An 18,415-nucleotide genomic window follows, 5' to 3' on the forward strand; every position below is an offset into this window, starting at 1 on the left:
AGGTTTCCACTACCGGCACTACGCCAGTTGTGCGAGGCGAATCGCTCACCGGCTTCTCCGATGAGTATGGCCACTTCGCGTATGGTCTCGGCCTTGACACCGGTCTCTTTCTCGGCATATTCTGGAGTGAATTCAGCATACTCCTCGATCATCTTCTGGATGAAGTTCTCAAAGCCGACCTCGATACTTGGATGACGTTTTTCCAGATATTCCTGCCAATTGACCCATTTCTCCATATAGGTCCTATTGTAAAGGCCTTCTTCCAGGATGATCTTGGCCATGGCGAGCAGCATGGCTGCCTCGGTACCGGGATAGGTCGGTAGCCAGTAGTCTGACATGCTCGCGGTATTGGATAGGCGAGGGTCCATGGTGGCCAGCTTGGCGCCCTTCATCTTGCCCTCTATGATCCGCTGGGCATGTGGATTGAAATAGTGCCCACTTTCCAAATGTGCAGAGACGAGTAGGATGAATTTGGCATTGGCATGATCCGGGCTTGGACGGTCGTGACCGTACCAGATATTGTATCCGAAACGCGCTCCAGAACTACAGATATTGGTGTGGCTGTTGTGCCCATCTACTCCCCATGACTGGAGTACACGATTGGCATAGCCCTCATGGCCCGGTCGGCCCACATGGTATGCGATCTCGTTATTGCGTTTCTCCTTGAGCGCTTTGCGGATACGTGTTGCAATGGTATCCAGAGCCTCATCCCAAGAGACCCGTTCCCATCCTCCTTCACCACGTTTGCCTTTTCTCTTCAGCGGATAGAGGATGCGCTCCGGATCGGTGATCTGATTGATAGTGGCCGGACCTTTGGCGCAATTTCGGCCCCGGCTCCCCGGGTGATAGGGATTCCCCTCGAATTTTCTGATGGTGCCTTCCTCCTTGTCGATATACGCAGTCAGACCACAGGCACTCTCACAATTGAAACATGTCGTAGGAACGATGGTGTATGCTTTCTTCTCCTTCTTAGGCCAGGCCTTGGCCTCATATTCTTCCCAGTGATCCCACTGGTCCATAGGAGGGAATTTGTCCAGATCGGTCTGAGTCATACGGTCGAGGACGGGGTCGCGTTCCTCATGGAGATTCGGGATGGCTCCTATCTTCTCGGCTATCCGTTCTATCAGTGTGTGATTCTTCTTCGTCATGATTTGCTGATTGAGGTGGATTAACTGAGCGGTATGCGTTGAGGGGCCTCTACCCAGATGTGTTCGGTGAGATAGATGCCTGCAAGTACAAGGATGGAAGACAAGGCCAAAGACCATGCTGAAGGAATGAAGGCCATAAGCAGGATCGGAATCACATTTCCAGCGATTACCACTCCGATCCAGAATCTTCGTGCATACTGTCCTTTGAGGATCATGTCCACTGTTGTCTTCGCATCCTGTGTCGGATGTGTGGTCATGAACTCCAAAAGCATAGTGAAGAGATTGATGCCTAAGGCGATCAAGAAGATAGTCTTGAAGTAGGCGATCGCAGTCCAGGAATACTCCATGAATATGCCTGTCAGTACGATTACAGCCGATCCGGCCATAACAGAGTGTACAAGCATATGGATGGCTAATGTAGGGCTCTGCCAGAAGTCCCGGCCTTTGGCCTGAGCAAACAGAAAGGCCGTGTATACCGAAACGATCACTGCAGTGATCCCAGTAAGTACGAGTATGGTCGGCAAGGCCCCTAGCCAGTTATTCCAAAGCGCCACACCGAGGAGAGTGAGCAACCCACCAAATACTGTGATGCTGTAGCCACCTTTGACCAGCCAAGAGCCCCAATGCGGCCTGAGCAGGACATAGGCGAAACGTTTGGGCTGGTCCAAGTCCTTGATCAGTAGGATTCCGGTCAAGGTCAAAAAAACGAGACCGAAGATGATAGTTGTCCAGAAGAGTGAGGAATCTGCCTGGAATCTTCCCAAGATGAATCCGATGAAGGCCACTAGGAATACACCTGAAGATATGGCCTTGGTCCAGACATATGCCGAGACCTCCCAGCCCCAGAGGATACCTTTATCAGGCGTGTTGTAGACTTCCTTGGCCTGGTTCATGACCACTTCCACTGTTCGAGGTGCATGGCCCTTGGATGAAGCAGTGCTTCCATTCATCCGCTGTACTTCGGCTAGAAGATCCACATTGCTGTTGGCCAATTTCTCCGCTTCCTTGGCAAAGTGACCTACACCGTGACTCTGTGAGCCCCATAGGGATACTCCAGGTTTCGAAGAAGCCGCTGGTACCAAAGAGGTATCATCTGCATCGATATAGAATAAGTTGGGAATCGTTCCCTTCTCGGTCTTCCGGGCTTTGGCCGGTTGACGGGATAGCAACTGAGCGATCTCCGTATCGGGATTCTCCATATCCCCGCTGATGATCGCATGCTCTGGACAGATATTGACGCAGGCAGGCTCCAGACCCACATCTATGCGGTGTGCACAATAGTTGCATTTGGCAGCTGTGTGCGTCTCCGGGTCGATATACAGCGCATCATAGGGGCAGGCCTGCATACAGGATTTACATCCGATACAACGCTCCTTATCGAAATCCACGATACCATCTTCTCGTATGAATAGGGCCTCGGTCGGACAAATCTCAACGCAGGGAGCGTCTGTACAGTGATTGCATCGCATCACAGAGAAGAGTCTCCGGGTATCTGGGAATTCTCCTTTTTCTACTTGTTTGACCCAGGTCCTGTTCACCCCTACGGGCACTTCATGCTCTGATTTACACGCTGTGGTACAGGCGTGGCATCCGATGCACTTCCTATTGTCTATGACAAATCCATATTTCATGGGCTGATGGTTTGGTTCATTGCTTACTCTTCTTTATCCGTGCTATTGCATTGTCTATATCCCAGTGTATCTGGTTTCCATGTAGGAAGGCTCCCAATTTGTAGTTTCTGAATTCATCACGTACGGGACCTTTGACCGAGCATAAATGGAGTCTGACGCCCATGGTCTCAAGGGATTTCACCAGCAATTCGAATTGGACAATTCCCGTGCTATCGATATGGCCTACGGCATTCATGTCTATCAATAAGTCCTTGATGCCTTTCTTGGCCTCCACCTCTTGAATGATGGTCTCATAGAAGTGCTCTGCATTACCAAAGAAGATATCGGCATCATAGCGCATAATGAGTAGTTCGCGGTCCTCTTGCGCTTGATCGAAACGCTGGATATTCCTATATACATCATGCTCCTCCAGCTTTCCTAAGACAGCATAGTGTGGTCGGGAGACCTTATGTAGGATGAAGAGCAGAGAAAGTATGACTCCCACCAAAACTCCTTTCTGGATCCCGAGAAAGAGCGTCAGAACAAAAGTTATGAGTAGCACGATGAAGTCCCCTTTGTGGGTCCTGTATAGATGCAGTGCACCTTTGATGTCGATCAATCCGAATACGGCAGATATCACAATAGCTGCCAGAATCGTATTGGGTAAGTAGGATAAGGTCCCAGTGAAGAAAAGAAGGACAAGTCCGATGATGATCACGGCAATCCATGATGCCAGTCCAGTGCGGGCACCGCTCTGCTCGTTGATGGCGGAGCGGGTGAAGCTACCTGTATTGGGAAATGCTTGGAAAAATGCGCCCAGGACCTTTGCCATGCCCAGACCGAGAAGTTCTTTATTGGCATCGATGGAATACTCCTCATGCTTGGCGGCCAATGTCTTGGAAATGGCTAGGGATTCGATGAAGCTGATCAAGCAGATGACCAAGGCCAGCGGGATGAGTTGCCAGATGGTATGGAGATCCGTGATAGGGTTCATCAAGCGAGGTAGACCCGCAGGTACTTCACCTACCGTATCTACGCTACCACCTCCAATACCCATATATCCCACCAAAACGATACCCAAGACCACTGCGATCAAAGCCCCGGGAATAGAACGATGTATCTTCTTCAATACGAGTATGAGGATCAATCCACTGAGTCCGATGAAAGTGGAAGCGACCTGTATGGAGTCCACATTGGATATCAGACCGAGCAAGGTGTCCTGAAAACCGACAGTGCCTCTTAAAGGAATACCAAGTAGGTACTTCAGTTGACTTACAGCGATGATAAGGGCAGCTGCCGATGTGAATCCGCTGATCACCGGTTGGGAAAGGAAATTCACCAAGAATCCCATCTTGAATACAGAGAGCAAGACTTGGATGACACCAGAAATAAGGGATAGGAGAATGGCCAATCGGATGAATTCCGGAGTCATAGGTTCGGCCATCTGAGAGAGACCCGTCAGAACGATGATCGAGACCAAGGCTACCGGCCCGACTGAGAGGAATCGGGAGGTCCCGAAGAGCGGGTAGATGATCATAGGTACCAGCCCGGCATAGAGACCATAGATGGGAGGGAGTCCGGCCAAGAGCGCATAGGCCATCCCTTGAGGAATGAGCATGATGGCCACAGTAAGGCCTGCCATCAGATCCGATAGGAGATCTTGACGCACATAGACCTTGGGATCCTTCAAGATAGATGTCAGCATTCTTCGCAGGAATTTTGATTTCCAACGCTTATAAGGTACATCTCTTGACGGATCAAGGTCCTTTGATCGATCGCTCGATCGTATATGCCATAACTTGATTCGATATGGAAAGGGTCTTGATGCTGGTCTGACAAGGTAGAAGCGTACCCGATCAGTCCGTGTCACTTAAGTTACTTTTCTCCTTATTTGAAATTGTTCTAAATATGGCCCTGAATTGAGCGAGCTTCTTTTCGATATCGAGTTTCCTTGGATATTCCTCTTGGTATTGCCCATGGTGTCATTGCTTTACTCCGCGGTGGGTCATGGAGGGGCCAGTGGTTATTTGGCATTGATGTCCCTCTGGTCATTTCCCGTACTGGTCATGAAGCCAACGGCACTGATCCTGAATCTCTTTGTTTCGGCCATAGCCTTTGTCGCCTATGCGCGTAAGGGTCATTTCAGATCCAAGCTTCTCCTTGCTTTTGCCATCACCTCCGTACCCATGGCATTCTTGGGCGGAGGTATGCATATCGATGCGAGTCTATATCGGAAGATACTGGGCGTCCTGCTGATCTTTGCCGTATTGAGAATGATGGGACTACTCGGAGGGAAAACGCATTCCTCGACTTCTGTTCATTGGCTAATAGCCTTGCTCCTGGGAGCGGGGATCGGTTTCTTCTCAGGCCTGATAGGCATAGGAGGCGGGGTCATCCTTACACCACTGATCCTACTTCTTGGATGGGGCGATATGAAAGAAGCTGCAGCGGTCTCAGCGGCTTTTATCTGGGTCAATTCAGCTGCGGCCTTGATCGGATTCTCAGGGACCGGGGTGCACCTGGGGAATGGCATCTATCTGATGGCCGTTCTGGCTTTAGTAGGGGGTCTGCTAGGAGCCTATCTGGGTAGCGTGAAATGGGATCAGACCCGATTGAAATATGTGCTGGCCCTGGTCTTGGTCATTGCTAGTGCTAAACTTATCTTTACTTGATGCGCATACTCTGTTTCGGTATAGCCAAGGATATCACGGGTGAGAAGGAACTCGACCTAGAATTGGAGACCCCTATGCGGGTGGATAATCTGAGAGTCGCGCTTGCGGAGAGATATCGGGACTTGGATAGGCTGGGCTATATGCTGGCGGTCAATGAGAAATACGCGCAAGATGATGAGCTCGTCCGGTCTGAGGATGAGGTGGCTATCATCCCTCCAGTGAGCGGTGGATGATGGAGCATATCTGGGTACATATCTCCGATCGGTCCCTTTCCTTAGATGAAGCCTATGATTTCGTATTGGATGAGAGCTGTGGAGGCAATTGTCTTTTCATAGGCACAGCTAGGAATCAGAATCAAGGAGAGACCGTCACACATTTGGATTTCGAGACCTACGAGAAAATGGCGCTAAGCGAAATGCGGGGAATCGCTGAAGAGTGTATTCAAAGATTCGGGGTCCGGAAAGTGGCCATCCTGCATCGAAGTGGAGAGGTCCGTCAGAAGGAGAAAGCGGTGATCATCGCGGTCTCAGGCGTACATCGGGCAGAATGTTTCGATGCTTGCCGCCATGCCATAGATCGCTTGAAAGAACGGGTACCTATCTGGAAGAAGGAATTCCTCCTCGATGGTTCACATTGGGTCAGTGAGCGACCTTGATCGCCTTTAATACCTGTTCCAGATTGTTCTTGAGATAGGCGAGTTTCGCCTTGGGATGATCCTGCATCAGGTCATAGACCACCTCTGCAGAGCGAAGTCCAGTGGTGCAATAGAACACAGCCGGTCTTCCATCATCTACCCAGTCATTCCAGTAGAACTCGGAATAGGGGATCTGCTCCACGTCATCGCTGATCGGGACGAATTCATTTTCCTCTAAAAGAGAGATGACCCGGAAGTCCGAGATATTGGGCATCAATTCCTCGATAGTCATCGAAGGGATGTCTTCAAAGGAAACGGTGTTCCCCTCCCGGTCCAAGACGCCTTCTCCCTGCTCAAGCTCGGACTGGACCGCTTCCATTTCTTCGGGAGTATTCACATTCTGGATCACTTGATCATCGTCCAACTCGAGGATGTGCGTATCTGAATTGATCAAGACCTTTCTGGGGCAGCTGTAGCCTTGTGACAGGAACTGCATGAATCGGGGATAGGCCTTGGGTTCATAGAGGGTGATCAGTGGTTCTGGGAAATCCTTTTGAGCAGATTGGTAGGTCGTGGCGATCTTGGATGGATTCCGCTGATCGATAAGGTGTTCGAGAGCAGCCTTGCTGACAAAAGGAAGATCACAGGCAAGTGCCATCCAAGCCGAATCCGGATCGTGCATGAAGGCAGAGATGATAGCTCCGAATGGACCCATATCCAGAAGCCTGTCTTTGATCACCGGGAACCCATCTACTTCTTCTTTATGGAAATCACTGGCCTTACTTAGGTAGGTCTCCATTCCAAGGTTCCGGCACATCCGGGCCAGATGGATCTCATGCGGGATACCATCGTGGTAACTGATCTGCGATTTGTCTTGACCCATCCGCTGGCTCTTGCCACCTGCTAGGATGAGTGCCTTAACAGGGGGAATGGCTAACTGGATCTCATTCTCGAAGAAGGCCTTGATCGCCTCGCTATCGTCTTCAGTAAGGATCAATGTCTCTTCCGATATCTTGTTCTGCAGGAAATCGAAGAGCTCTTGCTCGCTACGCTTCTGGATGATGAGCCGGACATTGTCCAACTGATCCACTCTGCGCTGAAGGGAGTCTTTCTTCGCCTCATCGAGCAGAATGACTTGTCGAGAGGCCGGGTGATGATTGCCATTCACCAGAACGATATCTGCACTTCTCAATCGTGCGCGATGGTCGAATGGATTGCTTTTGTCCAGGCCATCTTGATGGATCACCAGATCCTCGATCTGCGTGCGAGAATCATTGATCGGAGCACCGTGATCTGCATCGACATAGGCCATATTCAGATCAGGGTCGAGTGTATCATGGAGCCATTGAACGAATTCTTCGATGGCCCCACAGGTGGTCCCACAGATGGCCCACTCACAAGGGTGATAGGTCCCTGTCTTTGGACGGGCCAGGGGAGGATGCTTATGATGCCCGGTCGAAGTCATGTTTTCCTCCTGATTTCTTTTCTAGCTGGATGTCACCTATCTGCATCTCATGTCCCAAGGCCTTGCACATATCATATATGGTCAATGCCGCCACACTCACTCCATGCAGGGCCTCCATCTCTACTCCGGTCTGTCCGGTGCATTTCACCTGACATTGAATATGAAAGGAATCACCTTCGGGCTCTACATGGAATTTGATGGATGAGATAGGAATCTGATGACAGAGCGGAATGGTATCATAGGTTCTTTTCACGGCCATAGTACCAGCGATGATGGCCGTTTGGGTGATCGACCCCTTCTTGGTATTGAAGCTCTGCTCTCTCAGGGCTTTCATCATATGTGTAGCGAGAGTTACAGTACCTGAGGCCACAGCGATTCGATCACTCACCTCTTTCTCAGTGATGTCCACCATCTCGGCTTGGCCTTTTTCGTTGATATGGGATAGATCCTTGGTCTCGCTCATGGTAATTGTTCATTTAGAAATAGAAGGCTCCACTGACTACTCCAGCCGTGTTGAATGTCTCTCCTCCACGATTTCCGAATCGATTGGAATCCTCATCTGAAATAGTGTAGTTGAGTTGTAGCTCGACTCCGAGACTGAACTGAGGCGATACGAAATAATCACCTCCCAGCATAAGGCCGATGACATTGTCTATGGTCGCTTTATCCTCCTCGTCTTCCCGAGGAGGGGAGGCAATGAGTGCAGCGTATTGAAGGCCAATGAAGGGAGCCGCTTGGTTCTCATTCAGATATCCCCGGAAAGCCAGTCCGAACAAAAGATCCGTTCCAGAATCCGTTGCAGTACTATACCCGATGCTTGGTCCCAGAGTTGCTAGATCTCCTACCCAAATAGGCACATGTATTCCGAGCTGTTCCGATTGAATCCCTACCCGTAGTCCAGCCCCTTTACGAATGGTCGATTCATCATCCTGAGAGAACCCATGAGCACCGATCAGAAGACTCACGATTAAAAAGAGAGACTTATTCATTACACCTGGTTTTTGCCATCCATAGTCTGATTCTTCAAAGTCTTCTGTCCTTCACTCTAAGAGTATTCATCCTTGGCAGAGAGGATGAAAAGGTAGGAACAAATACACTTCACCTGCCTTGTATTCTTCTTTGCCTCTCGGCAAGATCACAAATCCATCCATGGTACTCGGACTGATCATATCCCCTGAACCACCTCCGTGTTTCACTTCGGCCCAGGTCACCGCTTGCTCATCCTGCCAGATACGTGCTTGAGCAAAGTAGGTGAGGTCTGGGCGGAATTGCACATCTGTGCTGAGCTTCACTTTAATGGCTTGATATTCTAGTCCGAGGCTTGCATAGAGCCAGGGTACGAAGTAGGCATGGAAGCAAGCAAGAGTGGAGACGGGATTTCCTGGGAACGCAAAGACCCGTTTGTTCTCCATGGTGCCGAACCAGAGCGGTTTGCCCGGCCGTTGTTTCACGAAGTGGAATCGCTTCTCTACTCCGAGTTCTTCAAGCACTTGAGGTATGAGGTCGAACTTTCCTTTGCTTACTCCTCCGCTGAGTAGGAGTACGTCATGGGAATTGAGGATATCAACTACCCACTTCCGGATATCCGACTCTTTGTCCCTGATATGGTACTCATGGGCTTGTATACCCAGCTCATCCAAGCGAGCGACCAACATGTGCACATTGGACCTCCGTATCTGATGCGCTTCAGGTTGCTGGTCGATGGGTACAAGCTCTTCCCCTGAACTGATCACCGCTACTTTGGGTTGTTTTCTGACCCATACACTGCTCTTTCCCACACTGGCCAGTATGTTCACATCCATGGCCTTCACTCGCAGTCCATGCTTCAGTATCGAGTCACCTTGGTTGGTGTCTTCCCCGCGATAGTGGATATTCTGCCCCTGCTTGACCTCCGTAGTGATCTCGAATCCATCTGCGGTCTCCTTCAGGTCCTCATAGCGCACGATCGTATCTGCACCCTTGGGTAAGATAGCCCCAGTCATGATCTCGATGCATTGCTCTTGGTCCTTTAATTCCTTCTGCGGGTCGCCCGCTGCGGCCATGGCAGCCTTGGTGAATGCTCTACGACCTTCATCATAGGCCTGGAAGGGTATGGCGATGCCATCCATACATACTCTATCGAATGGGGGGAAAGGGCGATCGGCACGGATGTCCTCAGCGAGTATTCGCCCGATAGAGGAGGAGAGTGGAACTTCTTCTTCTCCCAAGGAATGGCTATGCGCCAATACGATCTCGAGTGCCTCTGCTTGATCGATCATCCTCCAATAGAGGTCATACTTTGAAATACTGATTCATGTCTGGCATCTTCCTCTTCGAATCCGTTTTTCTTCTTGTTCAAGATAGCATCTTGAATGGCCTTACCTAGTTCTTCATCGCTGGCCATTCCATTGCGCATACGTTCCTTGAGGTCCAGACCGGTCTTGGCGTACAGGCAGGTAAGCATCTTTCCTTTTGGGGTCAGCCTGATCCTATTGCAAGTGCCGCATTGCAGACGTGAATAAGCAGGTATGATGTCGACTTGTTGTCCCTGACTATTCTCGAAGTGGATGGCCGCGGAAGGTCTAGCCGAAGTCACCTCTTTGAATCCAGGTCGAGCAGAGTCGATCGATTCCAAGATCTCCTTATAGGATATGAATAGCCCCTTGTTCCCATCGGATGCATTGAACGGCATGGCTTCGATGAAACGGATCGGAATGCCGTGTTCTGCACCGAAATCAAGGAATGCGGGAATCTCTTCATCGTTCATTCCACGCATCACCACTACATTCAGTTTCAGTGGAATCCCAAGCTCCAGAGCTTGAAGGAGATTGTGCATCACTTGACCCAGTTCATCTCTTCTGGTGATCCGGGAAAAATTCTCCTTGTCCAATGAGTCCAAGCTGATGTTCATCCCTTTCATGTGCGGATGTGAAAGAAGCTCCATATGGTCATGGATGCGTGTCGCATTCGTAGTGAGATGCACCTGATCGAATTGCTGATACAGTTCTCGTATGAGCAGGGCCATATCCTTGCGTACAAAGGGTTCTCCTCCCGTGATGCGGATCTTCGTCACTCCATGATCCCGAAAGATGGAGGTGAGTCTCAGCAGCTCGTCATAGCTCAGCAGCTCTTCCCGATGCACGAAATCGATTCCCTGTGCAGGCATGCAATAGCGGCATCTTAGATTGCAGCGATCGGTCACCGCGAGGCGGAGATAATCCATATGCCTCCCGAAGGAATCAACAAGCGGCATCTTCACCTTTGGGATTAGGGAAGAGGCCTACATTCAACGCCTCCTCACGACCGACACACTGATAGTCCTTTTGTATCAGGATGATGCTGTCACCCAGTTCTATCTCGAAGCCTTCTTCTTCACTTGCATGCAGGTTCTGGTACTTGGACTGTTCTATTTTGATGAAGAGGAGTCCGTCCTGTAGTCCTATATCATGACTGTCTTCACATGGGACCAACTCGGTGAGCAGACTGTGCGTTCCTAAAGCAGTAGCCATAGTCACTGTTTCGCCTTCGGCCAAGCATGCCAGTTCATCCATACTGAGACGGATGCGGATGGTATTATCCTTAAGTCTGATCTTCATTTGCTACTGTCTGACGAAGATAGGTCTAAGGACTTCTTCGAATGTGATGATGGTTTCAAGCAGTGCTTGTTTCCAAGGTATAGGCACTATCACCTTTTCGTCTACCCGCCTCGATGAAGTCTATTGCATTCTGCACCTTGAGATGGAAGCGTTCTTCACCCAAATCTTGCATGATGCGGTTCTTCTTGAGAATATCTCTGAGAGGTCCCTTCACATTGGCAAAGTGGAGTTCTATTCCTTCTGCTTGCAAGTCATCGATCAGGTCACTGAGCATGTGAATGGCACTCGAGTCCATATTGTTGACCGCACGTGTATCGAAGATGAGATAGCGGGTATCGGGCCTTTGGGTCAACTCGGATTTGACGAAATCCCTGAAATAGTCCGAATTTGCGAAATAGAGTTGCGCATCGAATCTGACGATCAGCTTATCGGCTTTGACTTCCAAGTCATTGAAACGCGCGATATTCCTGTACTGGTCGGTCCCGGGGACTCTGCCCAAGACTGCGATATGTGGATAGGATACCCGGTATACCAGACTGGTGATCGATAAGGCGACACCCAGTAAGATACCTTCCTCGATACCCAGGGACAAAGTGCCTATGGCCGTGATCATGAATAGCCAGAAGTCCATACGGTCTGTTGACCAGAGATGCTTGGCTTCTTTGATATCTATCAGTCCAAAGACCGCTACCATGATGATCGCAGCAAGGATGGCCTTGGGCAGGTAATAGAAATACTCGGTCAGGAATAAGAGGGTGAGTATGATCAGAAGCGCTGAGACAATAGAGGCCAAGCCGGTCTTGGCACCTGCCTGGTCGTTGACTGCAGTTCTGGAGAATCCACCTGTTACTGGGAAAGCCTTGAAGAAAGCCCCGAATACATTGGCCAGCCCCAGCCCGATCAATTCCTGATTGGCAGAGACCTCATAGTCTTTATGCTTGGCCTGAATGGCTTTGGCAACCGCGATGGACTCCATGAATCCGATAAAGGAAATGGTCAGCGCGATAGGGAACAGCGCTCCGATGCGCTCCAAACTCACTTCTGGTAGTGCGAAGAGATCCAAGCCTCCAGGTACGTCTTTTACAATCTTTACCCCTTGTTCGAATAGGCCGAGGAAGTAGACCGCACCGATTCCGAATAGCACTACGATAAGTGGTCCGGGAATCTTCTTGTTCACCTTCTTGACGATCAATAGTATAGCGATTGCTCCGGCTCCGATAGAAAGAGTAGGGAGGTTGATTGCGGAGAAGTTCTCTACCACATTCAGCAAGATCTCATGCACCTTGCCTCTAGGGATATCGATGCCCAATAGATGCTTCAACTGGCTGAACCCTATTATCAATGCTGCTGCAGAGGTGAATCCTGCGATGACCGGGTGTGAGAGGAAATTGACCAAGAAGCCCAATTTCAACGTACCCATCAGGAATTGTATGATCCCGACCATCAATGCCAAAAGGATGGCCAGAGATATGAATTCCGCTGAGCCTAGTTCTGCCATAGCGCCTACACCACTGGAGATAAGTAGCGCCACCATGGCCACAGGACCTACCGCCAATTGACGCGATGTACCGAGCAGAGCGTAGATGATCAGTGGGATGGTAGAAGCATAGAGCCCGTAGATAGGAGGGAGACCAGCAAGCATGGAATAGGCCATTCCTTGGGGAATGAGCATCACACCTACGGTGAGTCCAGCGATGAGATCACCGCTCAACCACTCCTTCTTATAGGAGCTTATCCAATCAAGGGCCGGTATGAATTTCTTCATGAATCGATTCTCTTGAAGAGAGCATAAACGTAGGGTCTATCCTCACCTCGTGGATTGATGTAGGTGTAATCGAAACTTTCGATCAATGAATAATCAGGACCCAGAAGTTCGACCAGCGAATCGCTGTCATAGCCATGCACCGGTAGATTGTTGCAGATCTTCGATCCATCCTTGTGGAAGACTCCAATAATCACATGACCGCCCACGGCCAACAGATGATCCAATAGTTCGGTATAGGCTTTCTTTTCATCATCCTCATTGAAGAAATGCAACACGGCTCGATCATGCCATAAGTCTACCGGTCCTAGGTCTCGGAGATGCTCAGGATGCAATAGATCGTCTTCTATCCATTCCACTAGGGTTTGACGATCGGCCAGTCTTTCTCTGAGTATCTGCATAGATGCAGTGCTCAGGTCGCTGGCGGTGATTCCTTGATATCCTTCATCCAAGAGCCTATCGATCAATGTAGATGAACCAACTCCTACATGGAGTTGTCGGGCAGTCTTTGCTATGCCGCTCCTCTGGATCAGATCGAGGGAAGGCCTAGGGTCTTCTTCGTACCAACCTAGTTGCTCGGTAGTCCTGTCGTGATAGACCTGCTCCCACTTCTGCTTGAGTTCTTCTGGATTATAGGTGATCTTGTCGGTCATTCTCAATGGGGTAACTTGTTTCTGAGCATTCCATAGACCAATGTACCTAGCAGCGCTCCGACTATCACAACCAAGATGGCCACATATCCGTGACCTACCAGCACGAACATAGGTCCAGGGCAAGCGCCTACCAGGGCCCAGCCCAGTCCGAAGAAGGTACCTCCAACAAGGTATCTGGCGATGCTTCTGTTCTTGGGACTGAATCGGATCTCATCCCCGTTGATGTTCTTCAATTGGCTGCGTTTGATCCATTGCACGGCAAGTATACCGAGCACAACTGCAGAACCGATGATCCCATACATATGGAACGCATCGAAGCGGAACATCTCGTAAATACGGTACCATGAGACGATCTCTGCCTTGGTCATCAATACTCCGAAGAGTATACCGAGTAAAATGTATTTGATATAATTCATTCTTTTAGAAATCTATGTTCAATACCAGGTTCAAATGGTGTAGGTCGGTGCGGTAGAATTGTTCGTTGAGTGATCTATTGTCTTCGCGGTCGATCTTCCATACATAGAGCACACCCAGTTCCACACCTTCCAATGGATGAGCGAATTCATACTCAGGGAATACCATGACTTGATAGATGGAAGGCACCGCGTATTTATTGAATTCAAAATCATCTTGGGCCGGAGCATCCAATCTGCTCAATCTGGCCTTCATGCCGAATCGACCCGTATTCCTCTCTTTGGTCTTGTATGATGTTTGGATCATATACACATCTGTATTGCCGAGTCCATCCAACCAGAATCTGGGATGAGATGTGTAGAAATTCTCACGTCCGAGTTCCTTGGGGAATAAGAATCTTCCATTGTCAAAAGCATGTAGATAGGCCGTGGTGAACTCCCAGTCGCTCTGAGGAGGGGCATAGCCGAGTTTTATGGAAAGTACATCGGCTGATTCATCCTGCTGGATATAGCGGGCGGTATATTCTATCTCCTTTTGATCAGGCAGAGCGGATTGGTGGACATATTGCAGGCCAAGTATGATTCCCTGATGTTCCCAGTCTGTTTGAAACCAGAGGGTATTCATGCTTTGATCGAAGAGATAGCTCCAGAGTGAAATCTTGATCTCCTCACGTACTTCTCGCTCTATACCCGCTATGGCTATCCAGTGAATTCCTGAGCGGTCGTGGTATTCAGCAGGACTTCCATCAGGTTGGTGTCCGTTGCTCAGTAGACCGATGGCCTCATCCAGATCGTACCATTCGGTCATGCCTCGAGGAGATACACCATCGATATAGCCCAGATAGATATTATGATGCTCGAATTCCTTGATGCGAGTCCAAGCTCCCCGGTAGGCAAAGGGTTTCATACGTCCGTCTCTGCGGAGTAGGAGCGGGCCTTTATTGATGTCCAATTTCCCTACGCGGATATCCGACTCACCGATCGAGTATCTGACAAATAGTTCTTCTAATCGGTCCAGATCCGTAGTCTCGGTGGGTCTCGTGATGTCATAGAGTTCCTTCTCCCACTTGGCACTGCGTCCTATGTGCTCGTCTTCTTCATTCAGGTCCATGCCGAATGCCTCGAAGGTGAAGATGCCCTTCACACCGAAACTCAATCCGTTCCACTCCGCGGTCTCATAGCGCAATGCACCACCTACGGCATTGGTCCAATAGTCCTTCAATTCTCCCTCATGGATGGTGGCCATCGAATAATTACGGATGTGTCCATGCGCAATTCCCTTGGCGAAGAAATCTTTGACCGAGTGGATAGAGTCGTGGTCATGTATCCTGAATTTCCTGTGTTCATCCGGATAGTCGATCTCATGCTGTGAACTAGCAGATAGGGACAGCAGAATGCCCGACAGGATAGCCAGATATGTAAGCGTCAGCTTCAATTCAGAATATGATAGGAAGAATGAAGTAGGTCATGGTCAGGCCACCTATGAAAAAGCCGATCACTGCGATCAGAGACGGTATCTGTAGGTCACTGAGACCGCTGATGGCATGTCCAGAAGTGCATCCTCCGGCATATCGAGCTCCAAAGCCCACTAAGAAACCTCCTCCAAGAAGGATAAGGAGCCCGGGTAGATTGAAGAGTTGTTCCTTGCTGAAGATCTCGCTGGGAAGGAAATTCTCTCCGATGCTTGAAAAGCCCATCGATGCCAATGCCTCTTTGGTACTATCCGCTAGCTCAATGGCTTCTCCATTGCTGAGATAGGTGGAGGCAATGAATCCCCCCAAGATGGCTCCAAGCACGAATGCCAGATTCCAGCGCTGACCCTTCCAGTCGAATTGAAAGAAGTCAGAAAGTTTACCTGCACCTCCTATGGTACACATTGTGCGCAGATTGGCCGACATCCCGAAATTCTTCCCGAAATAGAGAAGAAGGAACATGGTCAAGGCGATCAGGGGGCCGGCTACATACCAAGGCCATGGTTGACTGATGAAATCTATCATGATGTCGATCGATAGGGGTTTACAATGCTAATATCGGTACCAGCATATGGTTCAAGAGATCGGATTCGAGATCTCCTTTAAAAAGTCTTTTGAATCCTTGCCGTTCCAGGTCCAGGGTGACCATCAATTGGATGGAGTATTCCATGAGCAGTTGCTGTACCGAGGTCTCCTTGTCTGCAGTAAATATGACCTGCTTCTGGGCACCTTCCAGTCCATGCTTTTCGATGAATCGATCCATGAGCGATAGGATGACATGCTCTTGATCTGCCTCCTTACTGAAACTGAATAAGGTAATCTGTGCTTGATGTATTCCGGCAATGTGTTTGACCAAGGCAAGGTCATGACCGTTCTCCTCTTGGAAGTCCGAGACAATGGCAATGTGCTCGATGGCCTGTTTCCTCCTATCGCATTTCAGATTGAGGATGGGTATCTGGAGTTTGGATTTGATGCGCTCTGCCTTGGTCTTCCTGATCAGGTCTTTGAATTCTGTGCTCAATTCAGAAGACGTAAGGATGAGATCCACATTCCATCGCTTGATGCGGTCATTCAATATGGTCAAGCGATGGCCTACCACTACTTCGCGCTGCAAGGGGATTTCAGAATCGAACCTTGAGCGCATCCAATCTTCATTATTTCTTTTCTCCGCCAGAAAAGGAGATAGGTCGAATTCGGAACAGAAATCCAGAACTTCACCCGTCTGCTTGGTAGGAACCTCTGCAGGCACCTGAATGATGTTCATCACATAGAGTTCATCACCAGATGTGGTGACCTTGGAGGCATAATCCAATACACTGGGGAGTTCATCCTCATTGCGGATAAGAGCTAGTACATTCATAGTGCAAATGTCCGGTCATCCGCCCGAATTCCGCGTAACCAAGGTCACGGAAGGAAAAAGACTCAGGAATCCTTCTTGAATCCGTAGAAGAGTTGTCCGAAGAAGGTCTTTGGAAATCGCTCCAAGTTCTTGAATCCCAGTTTAATGTCCCGGCCACTGGAAGGAATGTATGATGTACGGAAAATGTAATCCCAAATGCTCAATGAGATTCCGAAATTGACTCCATGACGCCTATTTTCTGGCAATGCATAGGCATGGTGCCAGATATGCATGCGCGGATTGTTGAAGATGTATCGGAATGGTCCGTAGTCCCAATCGAGATTGGCATGGTTCAGATGTCCGATGGCGATGGCCAGATAGAAAGTGATATAGGCCATCTCCGGGGTGAATCCTCCGATGAGCATGACGGCAATATATTTCATCGGGGTGTAGAATACATTCTCCATCCAGTGATAGCGCAGGTGAGCAGCAAATCCCATCTGCTCGACCGAATGATGCACCTGATGGAATCTCCAAAGGAACTCATAGCGGTGCAGCATCACATGGGTGAACCACTGGATGAAATCCGTAGCGATAAAGAAGATGAGCAACTGCGACCAGACCGGCATGGCAGACAGATCCAGAAGGGAGAATCTACCGAGTTCATAACCCGTCAGGTCCTGGAAGAATGCCTCGGTCACATTGGAGAATGCAAAGAAGATGACCAGTTTGAAGATGTAGAAATTGAAGAACATGTAGAAGGCATCCAACCAGAAATCCTTTCTGAAGATGGGCTGGTCCTTGCGCCATGGAAAGAGTATCTCCAAGCCCCATACTACCAAGGACAGGATGATCAACCACCAGAAATAATTGACATACCAAGGATCCACCTGAAAGGTGATCTCGGCCCAGGTATATTCAGCGAACTGACGGAACGAATCCTTGAAGAGCGCTAGATATTCCGACCAGGGTCTCATCAGGCATCTTTGAATTCAAGGAACTCCACGCGGTTTCGGTGTTGTCGGATGATTCCATCTAGTTCCAGTTTCTTCATCAATCGGGAAATGACCACTCGGGATGAATGCAGGTCGGAGGCAATCTGATAATGGGTGGTCTTCAGCTCGGCACTATGGGTGACCATGGCCTTATCGCGGAGATACTTCGTTAATCGCTCTTCCATATTGTGGAAGGCGAGATTGTCGATGGCCTCGAGCATTTCGTTGAGGCGGGAGTTGTAGGATTCCAGAACGAAGTTTCTCCAGCCCTTGTAGCTCACCATCCATTCTTCCATCTTTTCTACGGGGATGAATAGCACTTCACTAGGTTCTTCTGTAATGGCCGAGATGGAGCTTTTGGTCTGTCGAGAACAGCAATTCAAGGTCATGGCACAGGTCTCTCCCAATTCCAAGTAGTAGAGTAAGAGTTCATCTCCCTTCTCATCTTCTGTCATGACTTTCAGGCTACCGGAGACGATCAAGGGCATATGGGTGATGTCCTGCCCGATATCCATCAAGAGCGAGTCTTCAGGGATGGTGCGCAATTCGCCCACCTTGCACATCTCTTTGATCAGCTCTTCTTCAAAGAGATAGGCAAATCGTTTGGAAAGGCGTTCGAAACAAGCTGTATCCATTGTGTTGGTCTTTTTAGCGACCGTGAAATTACTGCGAAGCTC

General features: G+C 49.5%; 20 protein-coding genes. 3 read left to right on the forward strand and 17 right to left on the reverse strand.

The window, feature by feature from the left end; genetic code table 11:
• The 3 genes from HKN79_02155 to sulP all read right to left on the reverse strand — a co-directional run.
• On the reverse strand, nt 1-1,148 hold a 1,148-nt coding region (locus HKN79_02155; GenBank protein NNC82354.1), incomplete at its 3' end, for a molybdopterin-dependent oxidoreductase.
• Nucleotides 1,149-1,168: 20 nt separating this feature from the next.
• Nucleotides 1,169-2,779 carry a polysulfide reductase NrfD gene (gene nrfD / locus HKN79_02160; protein ID NNC82355.1) on the reverse strand — a complete coding sequence of 537 codons (1,611 nt, stop codon included), beginning with the start codon at nt 2,777-2,779 and terminating at the stop codon, nt 1,169-1,171.
• Between the two features lie 16 nt (nt 2,780-2,795).
• Complete coding sequence (gene sulP, locus HKN79_02165) at nt 2,796-4,463, reverse strand: sulfate permease (protein ID NNC82356.1); 1,668 nt, start codon at nt 4,461-4,463, stop codon at nt 2,796-2,798.
• A 271-nt stretch (nt 4,464-4,734) separates the two neighbouring features.
• On the opposite strand from sulP, the gene HKN79_02170 reads away from it, so the two are divergent.
• Genes HKN79_02170 through HKN79_02180 form a run of 3 tightly spaced genes read left to right on the forward strand, consistent with a single transcriptional unit; the run spans nt 4,735 to nt 6,085 of the window.
• Nucleotides 4,735-5,430: a sulfite exporter TauE/SafE family protein gene (locus tag HKN79_02170; GenBank protein ID NNC82357.1), complete on the forward strand. Its 696-nt coding sequence runs from the start codon at nt 4,735-4,737 to the stop codon at nt 5,428-5,430.
• Nucleotides 5,430-5,663, forward strand: a complete 234-nt coding sequence (locus HKN79_02175) for a MoaD/ThiS family protein (GenBank protein ID NNC82358.1) — start codon at nt 5,430-5,432, stop codon at nt 5,661-5,663. The genes HKN79_02170 and HKN79_02175 overlap by 1 nt, the downstream gene beginning before the upstream one ends.
• Nucleotides 5,663-6,085, forward strand: a complete 423-nt coding sequence (locus HKN79_02180; protein ID NNC82359.1) for a molybdenum cofactor biosynthesis protein MoaE — start codon at nt 5,663-5,665, stop codon at nt 6,083-6,085. Before HKN79_02175 ends, HKN79_02180 begins: the two co-directional genes overlap by 1 nt.
• On the opposite strand, the gene HKN79_02185 is transcribed toward HKN79_02180, so the two are convergent.
• From HKN79_02185 to HKN79_02250, 14 genes are all read right to left on the reverse strand, one after another.
• Complete coding sequence (locus tag HKN79_02185; protein NNC82360.1) at nt 6,069-7,529, reverse strand: NTP transferase domain-containing protein; 1,461 nt, start codon at nt 7,527-7,529, stop codon at nt 6,069-6,071. The two genes, HKN79_02180 and HKN79_02185, sit on opposite strands and share 17 nt — an antisense overlap.
• Nucleotides 7,507-7,992, reverse strand: coding sequence for a cyclic pyranopterin monophosphate synthase MoaC (moaC, locus tag HKN79_02190; protein ID NNC82361.1), 486 nt, complete (start codon nt 7,990-7,992; stop codon nt 7,507-7,509). The genes HKN79_02185 and moaC overlap by 23 nt, the downstream gene beginning before the upstream one ends.
• Nucleotides 7,993-8,005: 13 nt before the next feature.
• On the reverse strand, nt 8,006-8,494 hold the full coding sequence (locus tag HKN79_02195; GenBank protein NNC82362.1) for a hypothetical protein: 489 nt from the start codon (nt 8,492-8,494) through the stop codon (nt 8,006-8,008).
• Nucleotides 8,495-8,584: 90 nt separating this feature from the next.
• Nucleotides 8,585-9,787: a molybdopterin molybdotransferase MoeA gene (locus tag HKN79_02200; protein NNC82363.1), complete on the reverse strand. Its 1,203-nt coding sequence runs from the start codon at nt 9,785-9,787 to the stop codon at nt 8,585-8,587.
• Nucleotides 9,784-10,731 (reverse strand): GTP 3',8-cyclase MoaA, encoded by a 948-nt coding sequence (gene moaA / locus HKN79_02205; GenBank protein ID NNC82364.1) that lies wholly within the window; start codon nt 10,729-10,731, stop codon nt 9,784-9,786. Before moaA ends, HKN79_02200 begins: the two co-directional genes overlap by 4 nt.
• Nucleotides 10,732-10,747: 16 nt before the next feature.
• Nucleotides 10,748-11,104, reverse strand: a complete 357-nt coding sequence (locus HKN79_02210; GenBank protein ID NNC82365.1) for a hypothetical protein — start codon at nt 11,102-11,104, stop codon at nt 10,748-10,750.
• Nucleotides 11,105-11,159: 55 nt separating this feature from the next.
• Complete coding sequence (locus HKN79_02215) at nt 11,160-12,869, reverse strand: solute carrier family 26 protein (GenBank protein NNC82366.1); 1,710 nt, start codon at nt 12,867-12,869, stop codon at nt 11,160-11,162.
• Nucleotides 12,866-13,519 (reverse strand): class I SAM-dependent methyltransferase, encoded by a 654-nt coding sequence (locus HKN79_02220; protein NNC82367.1) that lies wholly within the window; start codon nt 13,517-13,519, stop codon nt 12,866-12,868. The genes HKN79_02215 and HKN79_02220 overlap by 4 nt, the downstream gene beginning before the upstream one ends.
• Nucleotides 13,520-13,521: 2 nt before the next feature.
• Nucleotides 13,522-13,935 carry a YeeE/YedE family protein gene (locus HKN79_02225; protein ID NNC82368.1) on the reverse strand — a complete coding sequence of 138 codons (414 nt, stop codon included), beginning with the start codon at nt 13,933-13,935 and terminating at the stop codon, nt 13,522-13,524.
• A gap of 4 nt (nt 13,936-13,939) precedes the next feature.
• Entirely contained in the window at nt 13,940-15,367 is a 1,428-nt protein-coding gene (locus HKN79_02230; GenBank protein ID NNC82369.1) for a hypothetical protein, read from the reverse strand.
• Nucleotide 15,368: 1 nt separating this feature from the next.
• Complete coding sequence (locus HKN79_02235) at nt 15,369-15,926, reverse strand: YeeE/YedE family protein (GenBank protein NNC82370.1); 558 nt, start codon at nt 15,924-15,926, stop codon at nt 15,369-15,371.
• A 22-nt stretch (nt 15,927-15,948) separates the two neighbouring features.
• A complete protein-coding gene (locus HKN79_02240) occupies nt 15,949-16,764 on the reverse strand; it encodes a hypothetical protein (protein NNC82371.1) in 816 nt (271 codons plus the stop codon).
• 62 nt (nt 16,765-16,826) lie between these two features.
• Nucleotides 16,827-17,720, reverse strand: coding sequence for a sterol desaturase family protein (locus HKN79_02245; GenBank protein NNC82372.1), 894 nt, complete (start codon nt 17,718-17,720; stop codon nt 16,827-16,829).
• Complete coding sequence (locus HKN79_02250) at nt 17,720-18,373, reverse strand: Crp/Fnr family transcriptional regulator (GenBank protein NNC82373.1); 654 nt, start codon at nt 18,371-18,373, stop codon at nt 17,720-17,722. Before HKN79_02250 ends, HKN79_02245 begins: the two co-directional genes overlap by 1 nt.
• Nucleotides 18,374-18,415 lie beyond the last annotated feature (42 nt).

Source organism: Flavobacteriales bacterium (assembly GCA_013001705.1).
Lineage (GTDB): Bacteria > Bacteroidota > Bacteroidia > Flavobacteriales_D > JABDKJ01 > JABDLZ01.

Coding starts and splice junctions, on each gene's coding strand:
- nrfD (NNC82355.1), bottom strand. CDS start 2,779: ATGAAATATGGATTTGTCATAGACAATAGGAAGTGCATCGGATGCCAC.
- sulP (NNC82356.1), bottom strand. CDS start 4,463: ATGCTGACATCTATCTTGAAGGATCCCAAGGTCTATGTGCGTCAAGAT.
- HKN79_02170 (NNC82357.1), top strand. CDS start 4,735: ATGGTGTCATTGCTTTACTCCGCGGTGGGTCATGGAGGGGCCAGTGGT.
- HKN79_02175 (NNC82358.1), top strand. CDS start 5,430: ATGCGCATACTCTGTTTCGGTATAGCCAAGGATATCACGGGTGAGAAG.
- HKN79_02180 (NNC82359.1), top strand. CDS start 5,663: ATGGAGCATATCTGGGTACATATCTCCGATCGGTCCCTTTCCTTAGAT.
- HKN79_02185 (NNC82360.1), bottom strand. CDS start 7,529: ATGACTTCGACCGGGCATCATAAGCATCCTCCCCTGGCCCGTCCAAAG.
- moaC (NNC82361.1), bottom strand. CDS start 7,992: ATGAGCGAGACCAAGGATCTATCCCATATCAACGAAAAAGGCCAAGCC.
- HKN79_02200 (NNC82363.1), bottom strand. CDS start 9,787: ATGATCGATCAAGCAGAGGCACTCGAGATCGTATTGGCGCATAGCCAT.
- moaA (NNC82364.1), bottom strand. CDS start 10,731: ATGGATTATCTCCGCCTCGCGGTGACCGATCGCTGCAATCTAAGATGC.
- HKN79_02210 (NNC82365.1), bottom strand. CDS start 11,104: ATGAAGATCAGACTTAAGGATAATACCATCCGCATCCGTCTCAGTATG.
- HKN79_02215 (NNC82366.1), bottom strand. CDS start 12,869: ATGAAGAAATTCATACCGGCCCTTGATTGGATAAGCTCCTATAAGAAG.
- HKN79_02220 (NNC82367.1), bottom strand. CDS start 13,519: ATGACCGACAAGATCACCTATAATCCAGAAGAACTCAAGCAGAAGTGG.
- HKN79_02225 (NNC82368.1), bottom strand. CDS start 13,935: ATGAATTATATCAAATACATTTTACTCGGTATACTCTTCGGAGTATTG.
- HKN79_02240 (NNC82371.1), bottom strand. CDS start 16,764: ATGAATGTACTAGCTCTTATCCGCAATGAGGATGAACTCCCCAGTGTA.
- HKN79_02245 (NNC82372.1), bottom strand. CDS start 17,720: ATGAGACCCTGGTCGGAATATCTAGCGCTCTTCAAGGATTCGTTCCGT.
- HKN79_02250 (NNC82373.1), bottom strand. CDS start 18,373: ATGGATACAGCTTGTTTCGAACGCCTTTCCAAACGATTTGCCTATCTC.